Raw genomic sequence first — 25,573 nt, forward strand, 5'->3', positions numbered from 1 at the left:
GCCTCCCCGACCCGCCCCTTCCCCCCCCGGCCGGGGGCGGGAGGCGGTGCCCGGTGGACGATCGGCCGTATTCCCCGAACATGTGCGCTGGGTGAGGAAAAGGTCCCGAATTCCGTCCCGCCACCCCTCTGTCGTCACGCGGTGAAGTTTTTTTGCCTCTCACTCACACAATGATTGCAATGTGAACATGTCAGGGGGGATAAAACGGTCAGAGGTCCACACCTGTTCGATGTACGGACACCTTGGGGTGTTGCGCGTCACATTCGCCCTGTTGAACCCCTCGGGGGTACTGGAGTATCGGGCGAATTGTCCGTTTCAGTGTTCGCTCTGTCATCACATTGTGATCTGAAATGGCGCATGGGGCCCCGATTGGGTCGCATAGTGGTTCAGGTTGCGATCGACCGTTCGGGCCTTCCGCGGGAGGGTGATCCCCGGCTTCCCGATCGCATGGCGCCGAACACGACGGGTGTGAAGGCTTCGCGTGTGCGGCGCCCCCATGCTTCGAGCGAACTCCGAAGGAGGCAGGCCCATGCGCGGTGCGCGCAGCGCCAAGTGGGTGGCAGGTGCGATAGGCGTGGCTCTCGCCGCGACCGCCTGCGGCGGCGGCGATGACAACGGCAACGGCAACGGCGGCAGTGGTGAGGGCGGCGGCTCCGCCTCGGCGGTCTTCTCCGTCGACGGTGGCGAGCCCCAGAACCCGCTGATCCCGACCGACACCAACGAGCAGTACGGTGCCCTGGTCATCGACAACGTCTTCGCCAACCTGGTCGACTTCGACGACGAGGGCGGCCTGGTCTACACCGCCGCCGAGTCCATCGAGGCCAACGAGGACGCCACCGAGTGGACCATCACCCTCCGCGACGGCTGGACCTTCCACGACGGTGAGGCCGTGACCGCCGAGTCCTACGTCAACGCGTGGAACTGGGCCGCCCAGCTGGCCAACAACCAGAAGAACAGCTACTGGTTCGCGGACATCGAGGGCTACGACGAGGTCCACCCGGAGGAGGGCGACGCCACCGCCGAGGAGATGTCCGGCCTCGAGGTCATCGACGAGCTGACCTTCAAGGTCACCCTCTCCTCCCCGGTCTCGTACTTCAACTACAAGCTGGGCTACAACCCCTTCACCCCGCTGCCCAGCAGCTTCTACGACGACCCCGAGGCCTTCGGCCAGGAGCCGATCGGCAACGGCCCCTACGAGTTCACCTCGTGGGAGCGCGACTCCAAGATCACCCTCACGGCCTACGAGGACTACCAGGGCGACAACAAGGCGCAGAACGACGGCGTCGAGATCGTCAACTACAACAACCTCAACGCCGCCTACAACGACCTGCTCTCGGGCAGCCTCGACATCCTGCGCCAGGTCGACACCCAGAACCTGCCGGTCTTCCAGGACGACCTGGGCGACCGCGCCATCTCCCAGCCGTACATGGCCAACCAGACCCTGGTCCCGGTCTTCTACAGCGAGACCTGGGAGGACACCGACCCGCGCGTCCTGCAGGGTCTGTCGATGGCCATCGACCGCGAGACCATCGTCTCCACCGTGATGAACAACTCGGTGACCGTCGCCACCGGCTTCGTCGCCCCCGGTGCCATGGGCTTCCAGGAGAACGCCGGCGGCGAGATCATGGAGTTCAACCCGGAGCGCGCCAACGAGCTCATCGAGGAGGGCGGCGGCGTCCCCGGCAACGAGATCACCATCCAGTACAACGCCGATGGTGGCCACGAGGCCTGGGTGACCGCGGTCTGCAACAGCATCCGCCAGAACACCGGCGTGGAGTGCACCGGCGACGCCAAGCCGGACTTCCAGACCGACCTCAACGCGCGTGACGCCAAGGAGGTCGAGTCGATGTACCGCGGCGGCTGGATCGCCGACTACCCGCTGAACGTCTCCTTCATGAAGGAGCTGTACGGCACCGGTTCCTCCGCCAACACCGGCTTCTTCTCCAACGACGAGGTGGACGCCCTCTTCGCCGAGGGTGACTCCGCCTCCTCCGTCGAGGAGACCGTGGCCGCCTACCAGGAGGCCGAGAAGGAGCTCTTCGAGCACATGCCGGCCATCCCGCTGTGGCACCAGGGCGTGAACGGCGGCTTCTCCGAGAACGTGGAGAACGTCCGCTTCACCGTCACCGGCCAGCCGGTCCTGACCGAGGTCACCGTCAAGTAAGGCCGCTCCGGCGGGCGCCCCCGACACCCGGGGCGCCCGTCGGCCACGGCCGTATCCGGCCGGAGGCCGCGGAGAAGCGACGGGCCGCACCACCCGCACCCCGGGCGGGCGGCCCGTCGCTCCCGTGATCCGACACATCCGAGTTGGAGGAACGATGGGGCGCTATGTCGTACGCCGACTGCTCCAGATGATTCCCGTCTTCATCGGGGCCACGCTGCTGGTCTTCCTGATGATGTACGCACTGCCCGGCGATCCCGTCCGGGCCCTGTGGGGCGAACGCAGCGTCGACGAGGCCCAGATCGCGGCGATGAAGGCCGACCTCGGTCTGGACCTGCCGCTCTGGCACCAGTACCTCAACTACCTCCTCGGCCTGCTCCAGGGGGACTTCGGCACCCAGATCGCCAGCGGTCGGCCGGTGATCGACGTGATCACCTCGGCGCTGCCCGCGACCCTGCGGCTGACCGCGCTGGCCTTCCTGATCACCGTCGTCCTGGGCGTGGGCCTCGGCGTGATCGCCGGTCTGCGCCGCGGAGGCAAGACGGACCGGATGATCCTGTTCGTCACCCTGCTCTTCATCTCGGTGCCGGTCTTCGTGATCGGTTACCTGTACCAGGTCTTCTTCGCGCACAACCTCGGCTGGGCCCGCCCCACCGTGCAGGACCCCACCGCCTGGAGCCAACTGATCCTCCCGGCCATGGTCCTGTCCTCGCTCTCGCTGGCCTACGTGGCGCGTCTGACCCGCACCTCGGTCGCCGAGAACAAGCGTGCCGACTACATGCGCACCGCCCGCGCCAAGGGCCTGACCGGCCGCCGCGCGGTGAGCGTGCACCTGATGCGCAACTCCCTCATCCCGGTGGTCACCTTCCTGGGCGTGGACATCGGCAACCTCATGGCCGGCGCGATCGTCACCGAGGGCATCTTCAACGTCAACGGCATCGGCAGCGCCGTCTACCGCGCGCTGTCCTACCGCGAGGGGGCGACGGTCGTCGGCATCGTCACCTTCATGATCCTCGTCTACCTCGTCGTGACCCTGCTCGTCGACCTGCTGTACGCCGTGCTGGACCCGAGGATTCGCTATGCCTGACGTCCCCATGAAGGCCACCCCCGAGGCCGCCACCCTGAAGGCGACCCAGCCCGCGGTTCCCGTCCCGGTCGACGAGCAACCCGACTCCGGGCCCGCGCCGGGCAAGCCGCGCAGCCTGTGGTCGGACGCCTGGCACGACCTGCGGCGCAAGCCGTCGTTCCTGATCTCCGCCGGGCTGATCCTGCTGTTCCTCACGATCGCGGCCTTCCCCGGTCTGTTCACCGACGCCAGCCCGCGCGACGGCGACCTGACGCAGTTCTACCTGCAGCAGCCGCAGCTCACGCACTTCTTCTCACCCGAGTGGCTCGGGTACGACGCGCAGGGCCGCAGCATCTACGCCCGCATCATCCACGGCACCCGGGCCTCGATCATCATCGGCCTGACGGTGACCGCGATCGTCTTCGTGCTCGGCAGCCTGGTGGGCATGCTCGCCGGTTACTTCGGCGGCTGGGTGGACACCGTGCTCTCCCGCGTGGTGGACACCTTCATGGGCATCCCCTTCCTGCTGGGCGCCATGGTCATCCTGGTCTCCTTCGACGTGCGCGGCCCGATGGTGATCTCGCTGGCCCTCGCCGTCCTGGGATGGACGACCATCGCCCGGGTCATGCGCGGGTCGGTCATCCAGGTCAAGCAGGCCGACTACGTGCAGGCCGCCCGCTCGCTGGGCGCCGGGACCACCCGGATCCTGATGCGGCACATCCTGCCCAACGCCATCGCCCCGGTGATCGTGGTGGCGATGATCGCCCTCGGCGGCTACATCTCGGCCGAGGCCACCCTGTCCTACCTGGGCATCGGCCTCGCCGACCCGGCGGTCTCCTGGGGTGGGGACATCAACTTCGGCAAGGACTCGATCCGGGTCGCCTCGCACGTGTTGATCTTCCCCTCGATCATGCTCAGCGCCACCATCCTGGCGTTCCTGATGATGGGCGACGCCGTGCGCGACGCCCTCGACCCCAAGCTGCGCTGAGGGAGGCGTACCGCATGAGCGACCGTACCGAACGGCCGACGGCCGACGAGCCGAACGCGACCACCGGCACCACCGGTCCCGTGGAGACGACCTCCTCCGGGGCCGTGCGGATCGACAAGTCCGCGGAGGCACCGGCGGACCGGGACACCCCGCTGCTGGAGGTCCGTGACCTCCAGGTGGAGTTCCGCACCCGGGAAGGCGTGGCACGCGCCGTCAACGGCGTCAACTACTCGGTGAACGCCGGTGAGACGCTGGCGGTGCTGGGGGAGTCGGGGTCGGGGAAGTCGGTGACCGCGCAGGCGATCATGGGAATCCTCGACACCCCGCCCGGCCACATCGCCGGCGGGGAGATCCGTTTCCGCGGCGAGGACCTGCTGACCCTTTCCGAGGACAAGCGCCGCGCCATCCGGGGCGACCGCATCGCGATGATTTTCCAGGACGCGTTGTCGTCGTTGAATCCGGTGTTGTCGGTGGGGTATCAGTTGGGGGAGATGTTCCGGGTTCATCGTGGGGCGTCGCGTCGGGAGGCGCGGGAGCGTGCGGTGGATTTGATGGAGCGGGTGCGGATTCCGGCCGCGCGGGAGCGGGTGAACGATTATCCGCATCAGTTCTCGGGTGGTATGCGTCAGCGGATCATGATTGCGATGGCGTTGGCGTTGGAGCCGGATCTGATCATCGCGGATGAGCCGACGACGGCGTTGGACGTGACGGTTCAGGCGCAGGTGATGGAGCTTCTCGCGGAGTTGCAGCGGGAGTTCCACATGGGGTTGATCCTGATCACGCACGATCTGGGTGTGGTGGCGGATGTGGCGGATCGGATCGCGGTGATGTACGCGGGTCGGATCGTGGAGACGGCTCCGGTGAAGGAGTTGTACGCGGCGCCGGCGCATCCCTATACGAAGGGGTTGTTGGAGTCGATTCCGCGGCTGGATCACAAGGGCAAGGAGTTGTACGCCATCCAGGGCCTCCCGCCGAGCCTCACGGCGCTGCCCTCCGGCTGCTCCTTCCACCCCCGCTGCCCCCTTTCCACCGAGCGCAGCACGACCGAGCGCCCGCCGCTGCACCCCGTTCTCGACGCGTCCGAGGCCCCCGTCGCGGGGCGGGGCAGCGCCTGCCATTACTGGAAGGAGACCCTCCATGGCTGAGACCGCGCGCGAGCCCATTCTCGAAGTCCGCCACCTGGTGAAGCATTTCCCGTTGACGCGGGGGGTGTTGTTCAAGCGGCAGGTGGGTGCGGTCAAGGCGGTGGACGACATCTCCTTCGAGTTGTTCCGGGGGGAGACCCTGGGGATCGTGGGGGAGTCGGGGTGCGGGAAGTCCACCGTGGCGAAGCTGTTGATGAATCTGGAGCAGCCGACCTCGGGTGAGATCCTCTACAAGGGGGAGGACATCACGAAGCTGTCGGGTCGGGCGTTGAAGGCGGTGCGGCGGAACATTCAGATGGTGTTCCAGGATCCGTACACCTCGCTCAATCCGCGGATGACGGTGGGTGACATCATCGGGGAGCCGTTCGAGATTCATCCGGAGGCGGCGCCGAAGGGTGATCGGCGGGCGAAGGTTCGTGAGTTGTTGGATGTGGTGGGGCTCAATCCGGAGTACATCAACCGGTATCCGCACCAGTTCTCCGGTGGTCAGCGGCAGCGGATCGGGATCGCGCGGGGTCTGGCGCTGAATCCGGAGATCATCATCTGTGACGAGCCGGTCTCGGCGTTGGACGTCTCGGTGCAGGCGCAGGTGATCAACCTGATGGAACGCCTCCAGGACGAGTTCGAGCTGAGTTACCTGTTCATCGCCCACGACCTGTCCATCGTCCGGCACATCTCCGACCGCGTCGGCGTGATGTACCTCGGCCGGATGGCCGAGATCGGGACGGACCGGGAGATCTACGAGCACCCGACCCACCCCTACACCCAGGCCCTGCTCTCCGCCGTGCCGGTCCCCGACCCCGAGGCGCGCGACCGCCGGGAGCGGATCATCCTCCACGGCGACGTGCCCTCCCCGGCCAACCCGCCCTCGGGCTGCCGGTTCCGCACCCGCTGCTGGAAGGCCGAGCAGCGCTGCGCCGACGAGACCCCGCTGCTGGCGGTGCCCGAGGTGCTGCGCGACGCCGAGGGACCGGTGCGCCACCCGTCGGCCTGCCACTTCGCCGAGGAACGCACGGTGGTTCCCGCCTGAGAACCCCGGTGCCGTCCGACCACGGCACCCCGCGCCGGCCCCCGACCTCCGTCGGGGGCCGGCGCCGTTGTCCCCCTTCCCACCGGCGGGACCCGCTCCCCGTCCCGGCCGCGCGACGGGGGGTTCCGTGTGGTGCATTCGGGGGTTTTCCGGGATGAAATCCCGGGCCCGCCCGGCTCCCTCACCACCGGCCCGGCCCCCGGACGTTCTCATGGGCACCGAATGTGATCATCGGTCATTCAGGAGGCACCCCATGCGCCCAACCGGTCGTCCGCACCGGACCCTGATCGGGGCGGCCGTCCTCGCCCTGGCCCTCGCGGCGTGCGGCGGGGGTGACGACGGGGGAACCGCGGCCGGGGAGAACGGCGGCCTCGTTCGCGCCTCCTGGGGCGAGCCGCAGAACGAACTCGAACCCGCCAACACCAACGAGGTCCAGGGCGGCAAGGTCCTGGACATGACGTTCCGCGGCCTGAAGCGCTACAACCCCGAGACCGCCGAGGCCGAGGACGCCGTCGCCGAGTCCATCGAGACCGACGACCAGCAGACCTTCACCATCACCCTGCGGGAGGGCTGGACCTTTCACGACGGCACCCCCGTGACCGCCGACTCCTTCGTGAACGCCTGGAACTACGGCGCCAACATCGAGAACGCGCAGATCGGCAGCTACTTCTTCGAGTTCATCCGGGGCTACGAGGACGTCCACCCCACCGAGGAGGGCGAGGAGCCGACCGCGGAGACCATGAGCGGCCTGGAGGTGATCGACGACCGCACCTTCACCGTCACGCTCAACGAGCCGTTCTCCCTGTGGCCGGAGACGCTCGGCTACTCCGCCTACGCCCCCCTGCCCGACGCCTTCTTCGAGGACCGCGAGGCCTGGCTCCGGCAGCCCATCGGCAACGGCCCCTACCGCATCGACACCTACAACCCCGGCCAGGGCATGACCCTCCTGCCCTTCGAGGAGTACGCCGGGGACGACGGTGCCCGCAACGACGGGGTGGAACTGATCGTCTACACCGACAACTCCACCGCCTACACCGACCTCCAGGCCGGGAACCTCGACGTCATCGACGACATCCCCGCCGCCCAACTGCGGAACGCCGAGCAGGACCTCGACGGCCGGTACATCAACGAACCGGCGGGCATCATCCAGACCGTCTCCTTCCCCCTCTACGCCGAGGCCTGGCAGGGCGGGGACGCCGCGACGATCCGGCGCGGCCTGTCCATGGCGATCAACCGCGAGGAGATCACCGAGCGGATCTTCCAGGGCACCCGCACCCCCGCCACCGACTTCACCTCGCCCGTCCTCGGCGAGGAGGGCGGCTACGACGAGGACCTGTGCGGCGAGGTCTGCGAGTACGACCCCGAGCGCGCCCGCGAGCTGATCGAGGAGGCCGGTGGTCTGCCCGGCGGCACCGTCACCCTCAGCTCCAACGTGGACGCCGGCTCCCACCGGCAGTGGATGGACGCGGCCTGCAACAGCATCAACAACGCCCTCGGCGACACCGGGGCCTGCACCGTCACCCCGGTCCCCACCTTCGCCGACTACCGCAACCGGATCACCGGACGCGAGATGACCGGCATGTTCCGCACCGGCTGGCAGATGGACTACCCGCTGATCCAGAACTTCCTGCAGCCCATCTTCTACTCCACCGGCTCCTCCAACGACAGCGGCTACGACAACCCGGACTTCGACGAGCTGGTCGACCGGGCCAACCGCGCGGACGACGAGGAGGAGGCCGTCGACCTGTTCCGCGAGGCCGAGGAACTGCTGGTGGAGGACCTGCCCGCCATCCCGCTGTGGTACCAGAACGGCATCGCCGGCTACTCCGAGCGGGTCGACAACGTCACCCTCAACCCCTTCTCGGTCCCCGTCTACACCGAGATCACCGTCAACTGACCGGGGACGGGCCGGGGGCCGGGCGGGGCGCCCGCGACCCCCGGCCGTCCCGTTCCCCCGTCCCCGAGGAGAGCCCGTGGGGCGTTACGTCGTCCGGCGCCTGCTCCAGATGATCCCGGTGTTCATCGGCGCCACCTTCCTGATCTTCCTGATGGTCTACGCGCTCGGCGACCCGGTCGTGGGGCTCTTCGGGGACCGGGCCCCGGACCCGGCCACCGCCGCCCGACTGCGCGCCGAGTTCAACCTCGACCAGCCCGTGTGGCGGCAGTACCTGCTCTACCTGGGGCAGATCCTCACCGGCGACTTCGGCACCGCCTTCAACGGCCAACCCGTCATCGAACTGATGGCCCGGTCCTTCCCGATCAGCTTCCGGCTGATGCTGGTGGCCCTCGCCTTCGAGATCGTGCTGGGCATCACCCTGGGCGTGATCTCCGGCCTGCGCCGGGGCGGCGGGGTGGACACCACCGTCCTGCTGCTCACCCTCGTGGTCATCGCCATCCCCACCTTCGTGCTCGGCACCACGCTCCAGTTCTTCCTCGGCGTGGAGCTGGCCTGGATCGACCCCGCCGTCGGCCCCCAACCCGGTCTGGACGAGCTCATCGTCCCCGGCCTGATCCTCGCCCTGGTCTCGCTGGCGTACGTCACCCGTCTGACCCGCACCTCGGTCGCGGAGAACCGGCGCGCCGACTACATCCGCACCGCCGTGGCCAAGGGCCTGCCGCGCCGCCGGATCACCACCCACCACCTGCTGCGCAACTCGCTGATCCCGGTGGTCACCTACCTCGGCGCCGACATCGGCACCCTGATGGCCGGTGCCATCGTCACCGAGCGCATCTTCAACATCCAGGGCGTCGGCTACCAGCTCTACCAGGGCATCCTGCGGCAGAACTCGCCCACCGTCGTCGGCTTCGTCACCGTCCTGGTGCTGATCTTCCTGTTGGCCAACCTGTTCGTCGACCTGCTGTACGCCGTGCTCGACCCGAGGATCCGCTATGCCTGAGCAGCGCGACACCCCGGGACCGGGGCCGCTGGCCGCCCGGGAGGAGGCCGCCGCCGAGGCGATGACGGTCTCCTCCTCCCCGGAGACCGCCCGCAGTCTGGGTTCCGACGCCTGGCACGACCTGCGGCGCAACCCGATCTTCATCGTCTCCGGGCTCCTCATCCTCTTCCTGGTGGTCATCGCGATCCACCCCTCGCTGATCGCGACCCGGGACCCCCTCTTCTGCGAGCTGGGACGTTCCCTGGACGGTCCGGCCCCCGGCCACTGGTTCGGATTCGACGCCCAGGGCTGCGACGTCTACACCCGCACCGTGTACGGGGCGCGCGCCTCGATCGCGGTCGGGGTCTGCGCCACCCTCGGTGTGGCCCTGATCGGCGCGGTCGTGGGTGGTCTCGCGGGCTTCTACGGCGGGATCTGGGACTCCCTGCTCTCCCGCACCACCGACATCTTCTTCGCCATCCCGCTGATCCTGGGCGCGATCGTCTTCCTCAGCATGATCACGCTGACCGGCATCTGGCCGGTGGTCCTGGTGATCGCCGCGCTCGGCTGGCCGCAGATCGCCCGGATCGCCCGGGGGGCGGTGATCACCGCCAAACAGCACGACTACGTGCAGGCGGCCCGTGCCCTGGGGGCGGGCAACGGACGGATGCTGCTGCGGCACATCCTGCCCAACGCGGTGGCGCCGGTGATCGTGATGTCCACGATCATGCTCGGCACCTTCATCGCCCTGGAGGCCACGCTGAGCTTCCTCGGCGTGGGCCTCCAGCCCCCCACGGTCTCCTGGGGAGTGGACATCTCGGCGGCCTCGGACGGCATGCAGTTCCGCAACGCCCCGCACATCCTGCTCTACCCGGCGGCGGCGCTGAGCGTGACGGTGCTGGCCTTCATCATGATGGGCGACGCCGTGCGCGACGCCCTCGACCCCAAGCTGCGCTGAGAAGGGACGGGGATGTCACACGACACGGGCGCGACCGACGCCGCCGAGGTCGGGGCGGACGACGCCGGCGGGGGTGGGCCGCTGTTGGCGGTGCGCGACCTGGCGGTGGAGTTCCGCACCCGGGAGGGGACGGCCCGGGCGGTCAACGGGGTGAGCTATTGCGTGGATTCCGGTGAGACGCTGGCGGTGCTGGGGGAGTCGGGGTCGGGGAAGTCGGTGACCGCGCAGGCGATCATGGGCATCCTCGACACCCCGCCCGGTCGTGTCGCCGCCGGCAGGGTGCTGTTCCGGGGCCGGGACCTGCTCACCGCCCCGGAGGAGGAACGACGTCGGTTGCGCGGCGAGCGGATGGCGATGATTTTCCAGGACGCGTTGTCGTCGTTGAATCCGGTGTTGTCGGTGGGGTATCAGTTGGGGGAGATGTTCCGGGTTCATCGTGGGGCGTCGCGTCGGGAGGCGCGGGAGCGTGCGGTGGATTTGATGGAGCGGGTGCGGATTCCGGCCGCGCGGGAGCGGGTGAACGATTATCCGCATCAGTTCTCGGGTGGTATGCGTCAGCGGATCATGATTGCGATGGCGTTGGCGTTGGAGCCGGATCTGATCATCGCGGATGAGCCGACGACGGCGTTGGACGTGACGGTTCAGGCGCAGGTGATGGAGCTTCTCGCGGAGTTGCAGCGGGAGTTCCACATGGGGTTGATCCTGATCACGCACGATCTGGGTGTGGTGGCGGATGTGGCGGATCGGATCGCGGTGATGTACGCGGGTCGGATCGTGGAGACGGCTCCGGTGAAGGAGTTGTACGCGGCGCCGGCGCATCCCTATACGAAGGGGTTGTTGGAGTCGATTCCGCGGCTGGATCACAAGGGCAAGGAGTTGTACGCCATCCAGGGCCTCCCGCCGAGCCTCACGGCGCTGCCCTCCGGCTGCTCCTTCCACCCCCGCTGCCCCCTGGCCACCGAGCGCTGCACGACCGAGCGCCCGCCGCTGCACCCCGTTCTCGACGCGTCCGAGGCCCCCGTCGCGGGGCGGGGCAGCGCCTGCCATTACTGGAAGGAGACCCTCCATGGCTGAGACCGCGCGCGAGCCCATTCTCGAAGTCCGCCACCTGGTGAAGCATTTCCCGTTGACGCGGGGGGTGTTGTTCAAGCGGCAGGTGGGTGCGGTCAAGGCGGTGGACGACATCTCCTTCGAGTTGTTCCGGGGGGAGACCCTGGGGATCGTGGGGGAGTCGGGGTGCGGGAAGTCCACCGTGGCGAAGCTGTTGATGAATCTGGAGCAGCCGACCTCGGGTGAGATCCTCTACAAGGGGGAGGACATCACGAAGCTGTCGGGTCGGGCGTTGAAGGCGGTGCGGCGGAACATTCAGATGGTGTTCCAGGATCCGTACACCTCGCTCAATCCGCGGATGACGGTGGGTGACATCATCGGGGAGCCGTTCGAGATTCATCCGGAGGCGGCGCCGAAGGGTGATCGGCGGGCGAAGGTTCGTGAGTTGTTGGATGTGGTGGGGCTCAATCCGGAGTACATCAACCGGTATCCGCACCAGTTCTCCGGTGGTCAGCGGCAGCGGATCGGGATCGCGCGGGGTCTGGCGCTGAATCCGGAGATCATCATCTGTGACGAGCCGGTCTCGGCGTTGGACGTCTCGGTGCAGGCGCAGGTGATCAACCTGATGGAACGCCTCCAGGACGAGTTCGGCCTCTCCTACATGATGATCGCGCACGACCTCTCGGTGGTGCGCCACATCTCCGACCGGGTGGGGGTCATGTACCTGGGGAAGATCGTGGAGATCGGGACGGACCGGGAGATCTACGAGCACCCGACCCACCCCTACACCCAGGCCCTGCTCTCCGCCGTGCCGGTCCCCGACCCGGAACTGCGGGGCCGGCGGGAGCGGATCATCCTCCACGGCGACGTCCCCTCGCCCACGAACCCGCCCTCCGGCTGCCATTTCCGCACCCGCTGCTGGAAGGCGCGGGAACGGTGCGCCGTGGAGGAGCCGCCGTTGGCGGTGCCCGAGGGCTTCGAGGAGGTCGAGGGGCCGGCGCGGCACCCGTCGGCCTGCCACTTCGCCGAGGAGAAGACCCGGGTCTCCGGGGCCTGAGCCGGTCCGTCGGCCCGGCGTCCCCCGTCCGTTCTCCGGACGGAGCGGGTCGCGAACGCGGGGACGGGGCGGACCATCGTTCCGCCCCGTCCCTGTTCACGGCACCCGCACGGCCGTATGGATCCCAGTGTGCGACGTCCGCATATCGGTGCCGGGTCCGCGGCGTTGCCGCCGTGTAAATCACCGGTGCGCCGGGTGCGCCCGGTGTGGGCGGGTTTCCCGGGGATCGGGTGAGCGGGGTGTGGGGTGGCGGTGATCGGTCGGTGATGGGGTGTGTGTCCGGCGGCGGGCGATCCGCCGGAAATGACCGGTGGAGGGGTTGAGCCGGCGCGAATCCGTCGGAACTCGGGAGCCGGTGGTCGGCGCGCGCAAGTCCTTCGACGGTGTGCGCCCCCGACTTGCTTCCGTGCACCGACCCGTGATGTCTCACGGATCGTTATGATCACGTGCGATGAGTGGGTAGAACCCCCGTGCTCTCCCGCTCCCGTCCGGGTCCCGGCAGCCGTCGGCGACCCGTGCGGACCCGACCCGCTCCCGACCCCCGCTCCCCCCGATCGCTCGTGGAGGTACTCGCCGTGGCCCTCTCCGTATCCGCGGTGCTCCTGCTGGGTATCGTCGTCTTCCTGCTGATCAAGAAGCAGGGCCTCAAGGCGCTGCACGCCGTGGTCTGCATCATCCTCGGCTTCTACCTGGCCAGCTCCAACCTGGCGCCGACCATCAACGAACTGACCAACAGCGTCGCGGGCATGATCAACAACCTGAACTTCTGATCCGGGGAGCGTCGGACCGCCCACCTCGGGGCGGTCCGGCCCGGCCCGTCCGGTGGGCATAGGCTCGGGCCCATGAACACCGGTGCCCCCGGGGTGCTCCTGGTCCACGCGCACCCCGACGACGAGACCATCACCAACGGCGTCACCATGGCCGCCGCCGTGGCCGCCGGCCGGCGGGTGACCCTCGTCACCTGCACCCTCGGTGAGGAGGGCGAGGTCATCCCCCCCGATCTCGCCCACCTGGCCCCCGACCGCGAGGACCGCCTCGGACCCCACCGGGTCGGCGAGCTGTCCGCGGCCATGGCCGAACTCGGCGTGACCGACCACCGCTTCCTCGGCGGCCCCGGCCGGTGGCGCGACTCCGGCATGATGGGCGCCCCGCAGAACGACCACCCCGACTCGCTGTGGCGCTCCGACGACGACGAGGCCGCGGGAGCCCTGGCGGCCGTCATCCGGGAGACGCGCCCCGCCGTCCTGCTCACCTACGACCCGAACGGCGGATACGGCCACCCCGACCACATCCGGGCCCACCGCATCGCCGTCCGCGCCGTCGAACTGGCCGCCGAGCCCGGCCCGGACGCCCACCGGGTGCCCCGGGTCCTGTGGACCTGCGTGCCGCGCTCCGCCGCCGAACGGGCCCTGACGACCCTGCGCGCGGCCGGTCCGGGGCGGTTCGCCGGCGTCGCCGACCTCGACGCGATCCCCGGCGTGGTGGACGACGAGCAGGCCGTGGTCACCGTCGTCGGCGGCCCCCGCGAGATCGCCGCGAAGAAGGCCGCGATGCGCGCCCACGCCACCCAGATCGACGTGGGGGAGGAGGAGGTCGAGGGGGTCGGCCCGGTCTTCGCCCTCTCCAACGGGTTGGTCCAACCGCTGTGGACCACCGAGTGGTTCCGGCTCGGATCCGGCTCCCCGCCGCCCCCCGGGGCGGACGATCCGTGCGCCGGCCTGGAACCGGCCGACCCCGCCGACCCCGTCACCATCCCGGGAGCGACCCCGTGACCGCCCTCCGTCTCCTCGGATACGCCGGACTGTTCCTGCTCGGCGCGGTGGTGGGCGCGGCCGGGGCCGTGATCCAGGGCGCCACCGCCCCGTTCGGCCTGCTCCTCGCCCTCGCGGCAGGCGCGGGCGCCTGTTGGGGCGGGGCGGTGCTGGTCGGCACCCGGGCCGGCGCGGCGCTGCCCGCCGCCGGGTGGGGTCTGGTCGTGTTGTTGCTCACCCTCACCCGGCCGCGCGGCGACTTCGTCTTCGCCGCCGGGGCGGGAAGCTACGTCTTCCTCTTCGGCGGGATGCTGGTGGTCGCCTGCTGCGCGGCGCTCGCCCCGGTCCGCCACATCCCGCGGGGCCCCGTCCGCCCCTTCCCCGGGTCCCGTCGGCCGGCGTCCGAACGCCCGGGGGAACCCCGCCCACCGCGTCGGTGATTCCGCCCCGGTGGGTGGCGACCCGCCGACGCGGGGACGACCCGCCGGTGACGGTTCGTCGCCCCCCGCCGGGTGCGGGTGGCCGGCTGCCGGCCTCCCCGGCCCCTCCCCGGAGGGACACCGGCCCGGTCGGGGAACCCTTCCGGTCCGGGTACCGTGGTCGGGTCGATCCACCGTCAACTTCCCGACGTGTCCGGGACGATCGGCGCGTCCGGGCCCCCGGGGAACCCGTGGCGGGTGTCGTCGCGTCCCCGCCGGGGAGACCCGCCGCGTCCGTCGCGCCCCCCATCACACCGGGTTCGCGTCGACGTTCGACGAGGGTGGACAATCCCGTGCTCGGGAGATACCACGAACCGCACCCCAGTATGGTGGGGCTCGCCGTCCGGCTCCGGCTGCGCGCCGGGTCGGTTGGTGACACCAATCGGGAGAACCTGCCTTGAGTCGTGAAACAGACACCCCGGCCCCCGGTCCCGCCGGCCGCGAGCCGTACGGCCGCCCCGGCCGGCCCGACGCCGGTGACGGGGACGTCGCCGGGGCCCCCGCGGAGAAGAAGACCGAGACCACGGTGACGACCCGGATCCGGATCAACATCCCCGGTTCGCGGCCGATCCCGCCCGTGGTGGTGCGCGAGCAGGTCACCGACGCCGCCGCGGCGGCCGGGACCGACGGGCCCGACAGGAGCGAGGGGACGCCGGCCCCCGGCACCCCCGAGCGTCCGGCGGGCACCGCCCGTGCCGCCGGGGCCAACGGCGCCGGCAGGAAGACCAGCTCCTGGTTCGAGCCCCGCAGGAACGGGCCCGCCGGCTCCACCCCGCCGCGGGGCACCCCCGCCCCGCCGGCGGCCGGGTCTCAGTCCAGCCGGACCACCCGCACGGAGCCGGCGGGCACGGTCGCCCCCGAGGCCCCGACCCGCTCACCGCTCAACAGGTCGGTGCCGGGCCCGGGCAGTTCCAGGGGCGCCTCGGTGTCGGCGTGGTTGATCGCGAAGACGTGCGTCCCGTCCTCCCCGACCCGGCGCACCACCTCCAGATCGGTGGGGAGCACGGCGCGGTCGGACAGACCGGCGTCCGCTCCGGCCGCGGCCAGCACCGCGTCCAGCCCCGCGGCGTCCAGCCGGGTGGAGACGTACCAGGCGGTCCCCTCACCCGAGCGGTACCGGGTGACCGCCGGTCCGCCCGCGGCCGGGCCGTCGGCGTAGGTCCACACCGGTTCGGCACCGCGCGGGATCACCGTCTCCGCCCACACGTCGCCGGTCAGGGCGGCACCGGGCCGGGCGGCGGCGTCGCCGGGAACGCCCGCCACCGGATCCAGCCGCACCCGACGGTCGGCGTGCAGCGGCTGGAACTCCTCCACCGTCAGCCCGAGCACGTCCCGCAGGGCGCCGGGGTGGGGGCCGGGATGGACGGCGTCGTTCGCGTCCACGATCCCGGAGAAGCAGGAGACCACCAGGGTGCCGCCGGCCGAGACGTAACGGTGCAGCGCGTGGCCGGTCCTCTCCTCCGCCAGGTACAGGGCGGGCACCACGACCAGGGGGTACCGCCCCGGGTCGAGTTCCGTCCCGGGCTCGACGAAGTCCACCGTCAGGTGCCGGTCGAACAGGGCGGCGTACCACGCCTCGGCGCGCTCGCGGGTGTCCAACTCCTCGCTGGGACGCCACTCCAGCTTGTGCGCCCACCAGGACTGCCAGTCCCACACCATCGCCACGTCGGCCTCGGTCCGGCTGCCCCGGATGTCGGCCAACGCCTGGAGGTGGGAACCGAGTTCGACCACCTCGCGCCAGATCCGGCTGTCGGTGCCGGCGTGCGGGACCATCGCGGAGTGGAACTTCTCGGCACCGCGCCGGGAGGCCCGCCACTGGAAGAACATCGCGCCCTCGGAACCGCGCGCCACGTGGGCGAGGCTGTTGCGGGCCATCTCGCCGGGTCGCTTGGCGATGCCCCGGCGCTGCCAGTTGACGCCGCTGGTGGAGTGCTCCAGCAGCAGCCAGGGGTTGCCCCCGGCGACCGCCCGGGAGAGGTCGGCGGCCATCGACAGGTTGATGTGGTTCCGCTCGTCCTCGGCCACCAGGTAGTGGTCGTTGGTGACGAGGTCCACCTCGCGGCCCCAGGCCCAGTAGTCGAGGGTGTCGCACTGGGTCGGGGAGACCATGAAGTTGGTGGTCACCGGGATGCCGGGGGACAGTTCGTGCAGCAGGTCCCGCTCGGCGCGGAAGTTGGTCAGGGCGCTGTCGGAGGCGAAGCGGGCGAAGTCCAGGCGGTGCGCCGGGTTGCAGACGGTGGGCGTCAGGCGGGGCGGCCCGATCTCCTCCCAGTCGCCGTAGAGCTGCCCCCAGAAAGCGGTGCCCCAGGCGGCGTTGAGGGCGTCGAGGGTGGTGTACCGCTCCCGGAGCCAGCGGCGGAAGTCGGCCGCCGAAACCTCGCAGTAGCACTCCAGGACGGGGACGCCGTACTCGTTGTGGACGTGCCACATGGCGACGGCCGGATGACGACCGTACCGCTCGCCCAGCACCCGGGTGATCCGCGCGGCGGCCTCCCGGTAGGCCGGGTGGCTGTGGCAGATCGCGCCCCGCGAGCCGAAGGCCAATCGGACGCCCTCGCGGGTCACCGGCAGCGCGTCGGGGTGCTCCCGGTAGAACCACGCGGGCGGGACCACCGTGGGGGTGGCCAGGTCCACCCGGATGCCGGCGTCGTGCAGCAGGCCGATGATCCGGTCCAGCCAACCGAAGTCGTACTCACCCGGTCGGGGCTCGATCCGGGCCCAGGAGAAGATACCGAGGCTGACCATGGTGACCCCGGCCTCGCGCATCAGCGCCACGTCCTCGGCCCAGACCTCCTCCGGCCACTGCTCGGGGTTGTAGTCCCCGCCGTAGGCGAGGCCGCGCAGGCCCGGGGGTGCGACATCCGGCATGAACATTCTCCCGATCTCGTGCTGGTGGGCGGGGGCCGGCCCGGCCGTCGCCCCGGAAGGTGACCATCCGATTGTGAACGTGCACGGCCCGTTCCGCCCCAACAGAACTCAAGATAACCGCACAGCAACAACCATTGACAAGTGTCGGGAGCGTTTCTCTACTGTGAACGCTCACAGCGCGCTGTGAACGATCACAGCCCCTTCCCCGGGAGGAACCATGAACCACCGCGCCGTCGCGGTATGCACCGCCGCCCTCGTCTCGGCCGTCGCCCTCACCGGCTGCGGCGGCGACTCCGGGGGGAACGGGGGTTCCTCCTCGGACGCGTCCGGCCCGATCACCCTGGAGTACTGGGCCTGGGCCCCGGGCCTGGAGCAGGCCGTGGCCCTGTGGAACGAGGCCAACCCCGACGTGCGGGTCGTGGTGAAGAACCAGGCCGGCGGCGACGACCTGGTGACCCGCGTGGTGACCGCGGCACAGGCCGGCGAGGCCCCGGACCTGGTGCAGGCCGAGTACCAGGCGCTGCCCACGCTGATCAGCAACGACGTGCTGGCCGACATATCCGACCACCTGGAGGGCACCGGCACCGCCGAGGAGTTCTCCGAGGGCCTGTGGCAGCAGGTCACCCTGGGCACCGACGCGCTCTACGCGATCCCGCAGGACTCCGGGCCGCTGATGTTCTACTACCGTCACGACCTGTTCGAGGAGTACGGCCTGGAGGTGCCGACCACCTGGGACGAGTTCGCCGACACCGCCCGGGCGCTGCGCGACGCCGCCCCCGACCGCTACCTGACCACCTTCTCCGCCCAGGACGCGGGCCTGTTCGCCGGCCTCTCCCAGCAGGCCGGGGCACAGTGGTGGACCACCGAGGGCGAGAGCTGGAGGGTGGCCATCGACGACGAGCCCACCCGCCGTGTCGCCGAGTTCTGGGGCGGGCTGGTCGCCGAGGACGCGATCCACAACGAGCCCATGTACACCCCCGCCTGGAACCAGGCGCTGAACACCGGCGAGCAGATCGCCTGGGTGAGCGCGGTCTGGGCGCCGGGAGTCCTCGCCTCCTCCGCCGAGGACACCGCCGGGCAGTGGGCGGTGGCCCCCCTGCCGCAGTGGGAGGCCGGGGGGAACGCCACCGGCAGCTGGGGCGGTTCCACCACCGCCGTGACCAACGACTCCGACCACGCGGAGGCCGCAGCAAAGTTCGCGGCCTGGATCAACACCGACCCCGAGGCGCTGGCCACCATGGTCCGCGAGGGCGGCATCTACCCGGCCGCGACCGCCGCCCAGACCGGCGACGCCCTCGCCGAGCCGCCGGCCTTCTTCGCCGACCAGCCCGACTTCTACGAGATCGCCGCCGGCGTCGCCGAGGGCACCGCCCCGGCCGCCTGGGGGCCGAACGTCAACGTGGCGTACAGCACCTTCAACGACGCCTTCGGCTCGGCGGCCTCCGCCCGCTCCGACTTCGGCGCGGCGCTGGCCGAGGTGCAGAACGCCACCGTCGCCGACCTCGAGCGCCAGGGCTTCCGGGTCGCCGGGTGAACACCCCGGTGAAGACCCCCGATTCCTCCGCCGCGGGTGCGTCGGCCCCCACCGCCCCCCGGACGCGACGCGTCCGGGGGGCCCGGGTGGGCGGCCCCCGCAGCGCCCCCTACGCCTTCCTGCTGCCGGCCGTTCTGCTGTTCGTGGCCTTCTTCGCCCTGCCCATCGGCTACGCGGTGTGGCTGAGTTTCCGAAAGGTCGAGGTCCAGGGCCTGGGTCTGGGCTCCGGAGGTCGCCGTGAGGTCTGGGCCGGCCTGTCGAACTACGCCGGCGCCCTGACCGACCCCGAACTGCTCGCCGGAGCGCTGCGGGTGCTGGGCTACGGCATGATCGTGGTGCCCACCATGCTCGGCCTGGCCCTGCTGTTCGCGCTGATGCTGGACGCCGACCGGGTGGCCGGACGGCGCTTCGCCCGGCTGACCATCTTCCTGCCCTACGCGGTACCGGGCGTGATCGCGGCGCTGCTGTGGGGCTTCCTCTACCTGCCCTCGGTCAGTCCGCTGCACTTCGCGCTGGACCGCCTCGGGCTGCCCCAGCCCGACCTGCTGGGCGGCGGGGCCCTGTTCATCGCGCTGTCCAACATCGCGGTGTGGGGCGGCACCGGGTTCAACATGATCGTCATCTACACCGCGCTGCGCGCCATCCCGCCGGAGATCTACGAGGCCGCCCGCCTCGACGGCTGCTCGCAGCGGCAGATCGCCTGGCGGATCAAGATCCCGATGGTGGCGCCCTCCCTGGTGCTGACCTTCTTCTTCTCGGTCATCGCCACCCTCCAGGTGTTCAACGAGCCGACCACGCTGCGTCCGCTCACCAACAACCTGTCCACCACGTGGAGTCCGCTGATGAAGGTCTACCAGGACGCCTTCGTACGGGGGAACATCCACTCAGCCGCCGCCACGGCGGTGATCATCGCGCTGGTCACCCTGGTGCTGTCCTTCGGGTTCCTGCGACTGGCCAATTCCCGCACCCGACAGGAGGAGTCGCGATGAGCGTCGGTGCCCCCGCCCCCACCGTCGCCGCCGGCACCCCGCCGCCCGGCGACCGTTCCGCTCCGGCCGGACCACCCGCCGGACGCCGCCCGCGCCGGATCGCGCTGCTGCCGTCGGCGGTGCTGCTGCTGGGTGCCCTGTACTGCCTGATCCCGGTGACCTGGGTGCTGATCGCCTCCACCAAGGCGGGCCGGGAGCTGTTCTCCACCTTCACCTTCCTGCCCGGCACCGGGCTGTGGGGGAACATCTCCGACCTGTCGGCCTACCGGGACGGTGTCTACTGGACCTGGATGGCCAACTCGGCGCTGTACGCCGGGGTGGGCGCCCTGCTCTCCACCGCCGTCTCGGCGTTCGCCGGGTACGCGCTGGCGATGTACCGCTTCCGCGGCCGGGAGTCGATCTTCAACGTCCTGCTGGCGGGCGTGCTGATGCCCCCGGTGATCCTGGCGGTGCCGCAGTACCTGCTGATGGCGCAGGTCGGGCTGGCGGGCACCCGCTGGTCGGTGCTGCTGCCGGTGGTCCTCTCCCCCTACGGCATCTACCTGGCGCGCATCTACGCGGCCGCGGCCGTGCCGCGCGACGTGGTGGAGTCGGGGCGGATCGACGGCGCCGGCGAGTGGCGCATCTTCCGCTCGATCGGCCTGCCGATGATGCTGCCCGGCCTGGTGACGGTCTTCCTGTTCCAGTTCGTGGCGATCTGGAACAACTTCCTGCTGCCGTACATCATGCTCAGCGACGACGAGAGGTTCCCGATCACCCTGGGTCTGTTCACGCTCCTCAACCAGGGGGCAAGCGCCCCGGCGCTGTACACCCTGGTCATCACGGGGTCGTTGTTGGCGATCCTGCCGCTGATCGCGCTGTTCCTGGTGATCCAGCGGTTCTGGAGTCTGGACCTGCTCTCGGGCGCCGTAAAGTCGTGAGCACGCCGAACGGGGAGGCAGTGATGGGCGGGACACGGGGTACCGACGCGGCACGTCCGACCGCGCGGAACGGGGAACGACGCCGGGCCCCGACCATCCACGACGTGGCCCGGGTGGCGGGGGTCTCCCGGGGCACGGTCTCCCGCTTCCTCAACGGCGGGCACCACGTCTCCGCCGAGGCCGCGGAGGCCGTGCGGTCCGCCATCCACAGCACCGGATACGTGGTCAACCGGCACGCCCGGTCGCTGATCACCGGGCGCTCAGGGTCGGTGGCGTTCCTGTTGACCGAACCGCAGGAGCGGTTCTTCGAGGACCCCAACTTCAATGTCCTGCTGCGCGGCTGCACCCGGGCACTGGCCGAACACGACATGCCGCTGCTGTTGATGATCGCGGGCACGCCCGAGGAGCAGCTGCGGATCACCCGGTACATCGGCGCCGGTCACGTGGACGGGGTGCTGCTGGTCTCCAGTCACACCGGCGATCCGGTGGCCGGACAGCTCGCGGCGGCCGGGATACCCGTGGTGGCCTGCGGCAAGCCCGCGATCGGGGCGGGGGGCACGGCGCCGGCGGCCCATGTGGCGGCCGACGACCGGGAGGGCGCCCGGGTCATGGTGCGCCACCTGCTGGCCGGCGGGCGCCGGCGGATCGCCACCGTGGCGGGGCCGCAGGACACCCCCGGCGGCGTGGACCGCCTGCTGGGGTACCGGGAGGTCCTCACCGCCTCCGGGATCCCGGTGGACGAAGGGCTGATCGCCATCGGCGACTACAGTCGGGACAGCGGTGACCGCGCGGTCACCGAGCTGCTGGCCCGCCGTCCGGACCTGGACGCGGTCTTCGTCGCCTCCGACCTGATGGCGCGCGGCGTTCTGGCCGCCCTGGAGCGGGCGGGCCGCCGGGTGCCGGAGGACGTGGCGGTGGGTGGCTTCGACGACTCCCCCGCCGCCGTCGGTTCCCGGCCGGAACTGACCACCATCCGTCAACCGTGGGCGCGGATCAGCGCCGAGATGGTGCGGGTGCTGATGGGGCGGATGGCGGGCGAGGAGCCGTCCGCGGTCATCCTCCCCACGGAGTTGGTGATCCGCGACTCCGCCTGAGGGGCCCGGGCGGCCGCTCGACCGCCCGGTGCGACGCGCGGGCGACGGTGCTCCCCCTCGGGCCGGCCGGGGGCCACCGCCGCGGGACCGGTGCGCGGACCCTTCCGGATCCCGTCGCCGCCGGCGGTGAGCCGCCGCGGTGCGCACGGGCCGGGTCCGGGCGGGCTCGCGCCGCCGATCCCGCCGGCGCACGGCCTCCCGCCCGCCCCCGGGCGGTGGTGGAGCGGACCTCAGGTGGAAGCGGCTCCGAGCCGATCGGCCAGCGCGGCGAGCGCCTCCGCGCCCACCAGGTCACCCGGCAGCAGCGGCACGTCGAACAGCGGTGGGTCCGGGATCCGCCGCCGCAGCCGGAGGAGGTGCTCGTCCTCCCGCTCCCGGCGCCGGGCGAGCAGGTCACCGGCGTCCGCCGGGGAACGGCGGTTGGCGACCAGAGCGGTCACCCCGACGCCGAGGTCGGTGAGCTTTCCGTGCACCTCCACGGTTTCGGCGATCGGAAGCGGTTCGGCGGTCAGCACGATCACGAACCCGGTCCGCGCGGGGTCCGTCACCACCGCCCGCAGCCGGGCGAAGCGGTCGCGCCGGCGCAGCAGGACGCGGCGCAGTTCGGCGTCGCGGTCGCTCTCCCGGCCGCCGCCCGGGCCGCGCACCGCGTCCGCGAACCGCTCGGAGCGGTCGCGGTTGACGAGCAGGGCCTCGGTCCAGGAGGTGAGCTGTTCGGGCAGCGCGAGCAGGCGCAGCGTGTGGCCGGAGGGGGCGGTGTCGAAGACGACCAGGTCGTAGCACCGCTCCCCCAGTTCCACCGCCTCGGCGATCCGCTCCAGCACCGCCGACTCGTGGGTGCCGGGCGCCTGCCGGGCCAGCTCCAGGTGCCGGGCGGCCGGTGCGTGCATCCGCTCGGGGAGCAGGCGCCGCATGGTGGCGGCGACCGCGGACAGGTGCTGCTCGACCGTGCGCTCCGGGTCGATCTCCAGCCCGTCGAGACGACCCGCCGTCCCGACCCCGGCGACGGTGTCACCGGGGCCGGTGAGGCGGACGGGCCGGTCGCCCACGGGGCGGTCCCAGAGGTGCCCGAGGTTGTGGGCGGGGTCGGTGGAGACCAGCAGCACCCTCGCCCCCGCCCGGGCCCGGCCGAGGGCGAGCGCGGCGGCGACGGACGTCTTGCCGACGCCGCCCTTGCCGCCGACGAAGACGACCCGGTGCGGGGTGAGGAGGTCTAGCAGCATGCGACGTGCTCCAGGGGCGAGCGATCCATGCCCATCCGACGGTGCCAGGCGTGGAAGTCCTCGTAGAGGGCGGGGATCAGTTCGGCGGTGTAGTAGGCCGCCGGGTCGGGCACCCCCAGGGCCTCCGCGAGGACGACCATCCGGAAGAGGTCGTCCTCCTCGCGCCGGGCGCGGGCGAAGGTTCGCCGGTAGGGACCGGCCCAGAACTCCTCCAGCCCGGCCCGGATCGAGGCCCAACGGGGACGACTCACCCCTTCAGCTCGGCTTTCTCCGCCACGTCGGCGTCGGGGTCCTCCGGCGGCTCCCGGTAGGCCCGCCGCATCGCGCCGACCGCCTCGAGGGCAACCCACAGGGCGGCGACGATGATGACCACGTCGATGCCCAGCAGCAGCCAGTCCCGGGCCTCGTAGAGGTCGCCGAGCTGCGCGAGCGCGGCCCAGAACGCCATCACGAAGACGAACCCGAGCGGCACCAGCGCGGGTATCGGGTTGCGCCGCTTGCGGATCAGGATGACCGCGATGATGGAGAGGGTCAGGGAGGCCAGCAGTTGGTTGCTGGTGCCGAACAGCGGCCAGATGCGGAGGCCGCCGGCGCCGTCGGCGCCCTGGCTGAAGGTGAGGGCCATGCCGGCGCCCACCGCGATGAGGGTGCCGACCCCGGTGCCGATCCTCACCTTCGCGACCTCGCCGGCCTCCTGGACGACGAAGCGCAGCAGGCGCACGCCGGTGTCCATGGTGGTGGCGGCGAACAGGATCGCCATGGTGGCCAGGACCGTCGAGCTCAGCGAGACCGGCAGGCCCAACCCGCCGTGGACGAGTTCCCCGCCTCCCGCGACGAACGCCGCGACACCACCCTCGCCGAAGGAGCTGTAGACGCTCTCCCATTCGGCCACGGTGCGGAAACCCGCCACGGCGGCGATGATCGCGCCGAGGGCGAGCATGCCCTCACCCACCGCGCCGAAGTAGCCGACGAAGCGGGCGTCGGTCTCCTTGTCCAGCTGCTTGGAGGTGGTGCCCGAGGAGACCATGCCGTGGAAACCGGATATCGCGCCGCAGGCGATGGTGACGAAGAGCAGTGGCAACAGGTCCGGCGTGCCCGCGGGAACGGCGTCGTTGATGGCCGGGGCGACGATCGTCGGCGCGCTCACCAGCACGGAGACGAACAGGATGCCGAGCCCGACGAAGAGCTGGACGCCGTTGATGTAGTCGCGCGGCTGCAGCAGCACCCACACGGGCAGCAGGGAGGCGATGCCGGCGTAGGCGAAGAGGGCGAGGATCCAGAAGGTCGCCGGGGACATGCCCAGGATCGGGTCGGGCAGCTCCACCGGGAAGGCGTCGCCGAGCAGGATCAGCCCGTAGAGCGCCGCGACACCGACCACGGTGACCACGCCGAGGCTCACCTTGTAGCGGTAGACCGCCTGGCCGACCAGCAGCGCCACCGCGACGGCGCCCCAGGCGGGGATCACCGCGGAGGGGGTGGAGATCAGGAGGTTCTTGATGACCACCGCGAAGGCCGCGACCACCATCAGCAACAGCAGGAAGATCACGACCAGGAAGAGCTTCGCGCCCCGTTCGCCGATGTAGCGGCCCGAGAGCGTGCCCATGGAGCGGCCCTTGTTGCGCGCCGACGCCCACAGGGCGCCCAGGTCGTGCATGCCCGCGAAGAAGACCGTGCCGAGCGTGACCCACAGGAAGGCGGGCAGCCATCCCCAGATCACCGCCACCGCGGGACCGACGATCGGCGCTGCACCCGCGACCGAGGTGAAGTGGTGGCCCCACAGCACGAACTTGTTGGTCGGGACGTAGTCCACGCCGTCCCGCTGCTCGTGCGCGGGTGTCCGGAAGGCCGGGTCGAGCTTGTAGACCCGGTTGCCCAGGAACTTCGAGTACAGCAGGTAGCCGCCCGCGAACGTCGCCAGGCCGATCAACAGCAGGGGGAGTGCGTTCATGCCGGATGCTTTCTGGGGTCGGTGAGGCGGAGCCGCTGCCCCGCCCGTCCGTTCCCGCCGGGGAACCGGCGGTGACGGTGGAGCGTGGCCCTCCCCTGCCCGGGAAGACCGGCGGCCGAAACCCGGAGGTCGGGAGCCTGCGCCCCCGCCGCTTGCCCCGGCACGCTACTCGGCCGGGTGGGCCGCGTCCAGAAGTCCGACAGCGGGATCGTCGTCACACCGATCCGCTCGGCCGCCGGATCCGCGCTTTCCCGACCCTCCGCGCACGGAGGGTGACGAACCGGTGGTCATCGGCCCCCGCCGGCCCCCGGGGAGAGGCGACCGGCGGGTGACCGACGGGTCGGGCGAGGCGGACCGCGACGGACCCGGCGGACCGACCGCTCCGGCGCGGGGCGTCCGATCCGTCCGCCGCTGTACCGACCCGTCCCCCCTGCCC

Annotated in this window: 21 protein-coding genes; 17 read left to right on the plus strand and 4 right to left on the minus strand. The window is 70.9% G+C overall.

Annotated features, from left to right (window positions below; genetic code table 11):
• The first annotated feature begins 529 nt into the window (after window positions 1-529).
• The 13 genes from FOE67_RS01045 (at window position 530) to FOE67_RS01105 (ending at window position 14,522) form a co-directional block, all read left to right on the plus strand.
• Complete coding sequence (locus FOE67_RS01045; RefSeq protein WP_182659822.1) at window positions 530-2,164, plus strand: peptide ABC transporter substrate-binding protein; 1,635 nt, start codon at window positions 530-532, stop codon at window positions 2,162-2,164.
• 154 nt (window positions 2,165-2,318) lie between these two features.
• Window positions 2,319-3,248 (plus strand): ABC transporter permease, encoded by a 930-nt coding sequence (locus tag FOE67_RS01050; RefSeq protein ID WP_182659823.1) that lies wholly within the window; start codon window positions 2,319-2,321, stop codon window positions 3,246-3,248.
• Window positions 3,241-4,215 (plus strand): ABC transporter permease, encoded by a 975-nt coding sequence (locus FOE67_RS01055; protein ID WP_182659824.1) that lies wholly within the window; start codon window positions 3,241-3,243, stop codon window positions 4,213-4,215. The genes FOE67_RS01050 and FOE67_RS01055 overlap by 8 nt, the downstream gene beginning before the upstream one ends.
• A 14-nt stretch (window positions 4,216-4,229) precedes the next feature.
• Window positions 4,230-5,360: an ABC transporter ATP-binding protein gene (locus FOE67_RS01060; RefSeq protein ID WP_182659825.1), complete on the plus strand. Its 1,131-nt coding sequence runs from the start codon at window positions 4,230-4,232 to the stop codon at window positions 5,358-5,360.
• Window positions 5,353-6,390 carry an ABC transporter ATP-binding protein gene (locus FOE67_RS01065; protein WP_182659826.1) on the plus strand — a complete coding sequence of 346 codons (1,038 nt, stop codon included), beginning with the start codon at window positions 5,353-5,355 and terminating at the stop codon, window positions 6,388-6,390. The genes FOE67_RS01060 and FOE67_RS01065 overlap by 8 nt, the downstream gene beginning before the upstream one ends.
• Before the next feature lie 253 nt (window positions 6,391-6,643).
• Window positions 6,644-8,287 (plus strand): peptide ABC transporter substrate-binding protein, encoded by a 1,644-nt coding sequence (locus tag FOE67_RS01070; protein WP_228473434.1) that lies wholly within the window; start codon window positions 6,644-6,646, stop codon window positions 8,285-8,287.
• 76 nt (window positions 8,288-8,363) lie between these two features.
• Window positions 8,364-9,287 (plus strand): ABC transporter permease, encoded by a 924-nt coding sequence (locus FOE67_RS01075; protein ID WP_182659828.1) that lies wholly within the window; start codon window positions 8,364-8,366, stop codon window positions 9,285-9,287.
• Window positions 9,280-10,224 carry an ABC transporter permease gene (locus FOE67_RS01080; protein ID WP_182659829.1) on the plus strand — a complete coding sequence of 315 codons (945 nt, stop codon included), beginning with the start codon at window positions 9,280-9,282 and terminating at the stop codon, window positions 10,222-10,224. Before FOE67_RS01075 ends, FOE67_RS01080 begins: the two co-directional genes overlap by 8 nt.
• A 12-nt stretch (window positions 10,225-10,236) precedes the next feature.
• Window positions 10,237-11,298 carry an ABC transporter ATP-binding protein gene (locus FOE67_RS01085; RefSeq protein ID WP_182659830.1) on the plus strand — a complete coding sequence of 354 codons (1,062 nt, stop codon included), beginning with the start codon at window positions 10,237-10,239 and terminating at the stop codon, window positions 11,296-11,298.
• A complete protein-coding gene (locus tag FOE67_RS01090) occupies window positions 11,291-12,331 on the plus strand; it encodes an ABC transporter ATP-binding protein (protein WP_182659831.1) in 1,041 nt (346 codons plus the stop codon). The genes FOE67_RS01085 and FOE67_RS01090 overlap by 8 nt, the downstream gene beginning before the upstream one ends.
• A 575-nt stretch (window positions 12,332-12,906) precedes the next feature.
• Window positions 12,907-13,101, plus strand: a complete 195-nt coding sequence (locus tag FOE67_RS01095; protein ID WP_182659832.1) for a hypothetical protein — start codon at window positions 12,907-12,909, stop codon at window positions 13,099-13,101.
• A gap of 72 nt (window positions 13,102-13,173) precedes the next feature.
• Complete coding sequence (gene mshB / locus FOE67_RS01100) at window positions 13,174-14,103, plus strand: N-acetyl-1-D-myo-inositol-2-amino-2-deoxy-alpha-D-glucopyranoside deacetylase (RefSeq protein WP_182659833.1); 930 nt, start codon at window positions 13,174-13,176, stop codon at window positions 14,101-14,103.
• The gene (locus FOE67_RS01105) at window positions 14,100-14,522 is read left to right on the plus strand and encodes a DUF6113 family protein (protein WP_182659834.1); all 423 of its coding nucleotides are present in this window, start codon (window positions 14,100-14,102) and stop codon (window positions 14,520-14,522) included. Before mshB ends, FOE67_RS01105 begins: the two co-directional genes overlap by 4 nt.
• An 849-nt stretch (window positions 14,523-15,371) precedes the next feature.
• On the opposite strand, the gene FOE67_RS01110 is transcribed toward FOE67_RS01105, so the two are convergent.
• The gene (locus FOE67_RS01110) at window positions 15,372-17,429 is read right to left on the minus strand and encodes a beta-galactosidase (protein WP_182659835.1); all 2,058 of its coding nucleotides are present in this window, start codon (window positions 17,427-17,429) and stop codon (window positions 15,372-15,374) included.
• Between the two features lie 217 nt (window positions 17,430-17,646).
• Between FOE67_RS01110 and FOE67_RS01115 the strand changes: the two genes are divergently transcribed.
• From FOE67_RS01115 to FOE67_RS01130, 4 genes are all read left to right on the plus strand, one after another.
• Window positions 17,647-18,963, plus strand: a complete 1,317-nt coding sequence (locus tag FOE67_RS01115) for an extracellular solute-binding protein (protein ID WP_182659836.1) — start codon at window positions 17,647-17,649, stop codon at window positions 18,961-18,963.
• 86 nt (window positions 18,964-19,049) lie between these two features.
• A complete protein-coding gene (locus FOE67_RS01120; RefSeq protein ID WP_182659842.1) occupies window positions 19,050-19,952 on the plus strand; it encodes a carbohydrate ABC transporter permease in 903 nt (300 codons plus the stop codon).
• On the plus strand, window positions 19,949-20,872 hold the full coding sequence (locus FOE67_RS01125) for a carbohydrate ABC transporter permease (RefSeq protein ID WP_182659837.1): 924 nt from the start codon (window positions 19,949-19,951) through the stop codon (window positions 20,870-20,872). Before FOE67_RS01120 ends, FOE67_RS01125 begins: the two co-directional genes overlap by 4 nt.
• Before the next feature lie 23 nt (window positions 20,873-20,895).
• A complete protein-coding gene (locus FOE67_RS01130; RefSeq protein ID WP_182659838.1) occupies window positions 20,896-21,966 on the plus strand; it encodes a LacI family DNA-binding transcriptional regulator in 1,071 nt (356 codons plus the stop codon).
• A 230-nt stretch (window positions 21,967-22,196) separates the two neighbouring features.
• Here the strand turns inward: FOE67_RS01130 and FOE67_RS01135 are convergent, their stop codons facing one another.
• Genes FOE67_RS01135 through FOE67_RS01145 form a run of 3 tightly spaced genes read right to left on the minus strand, consistent with a single transcriptional unit; the run spans window position 22,197 to window position 25,137 of the window.
• Window positions 22,197-23,189, minus strand: coding sequence for an ArsA family ATPase (locus FOE67_RS01135; protein ID WP_182659839.1), 993 nt, complete (start codon window positions 23,187-23,189; stop codon window positions 22,197-22,199).
• A complete protein-coding gene (locus FOE67_RS01140) occupies window positions 23,180-23,440 on the minus strand; it encodes a cory-CC-star protein (RefSeq protein ID WP_182659840.1) in 261 nt (86 codons plus the stop codon). The genes FOE67_RS01135 and FOE67_RS01140 overlap by 10 nt, the downstream gene beginning before the upstream one ends.
• Window positions 23,437-25,137, minus strand: a complete 1,701-nt coding sequence (locus FOE67_RS01145) for a carbon starvation CstA family protein (protein WP_182659841.1) — start codon at window positions 25,135-25,137, stop codon at window positions 23,437-23,439. Before FOE67_RS01145 ends, FOE67_RS01140 begins: the two co-directional genes overlap by 4 nt.
• Between the last annotated feature and the right edge of the window lie 436 nt (window positions 25,138-25,573).

This window comes from Streptomyces calidiresistens (genome assembly GCF_014141525.1).
Lineage (GTDB): Bacteria > Actinomycetota > Actinomycetes > Streptomycetales > Streptomycetaceae > Streptomyces > Streptomyces calidiresistens.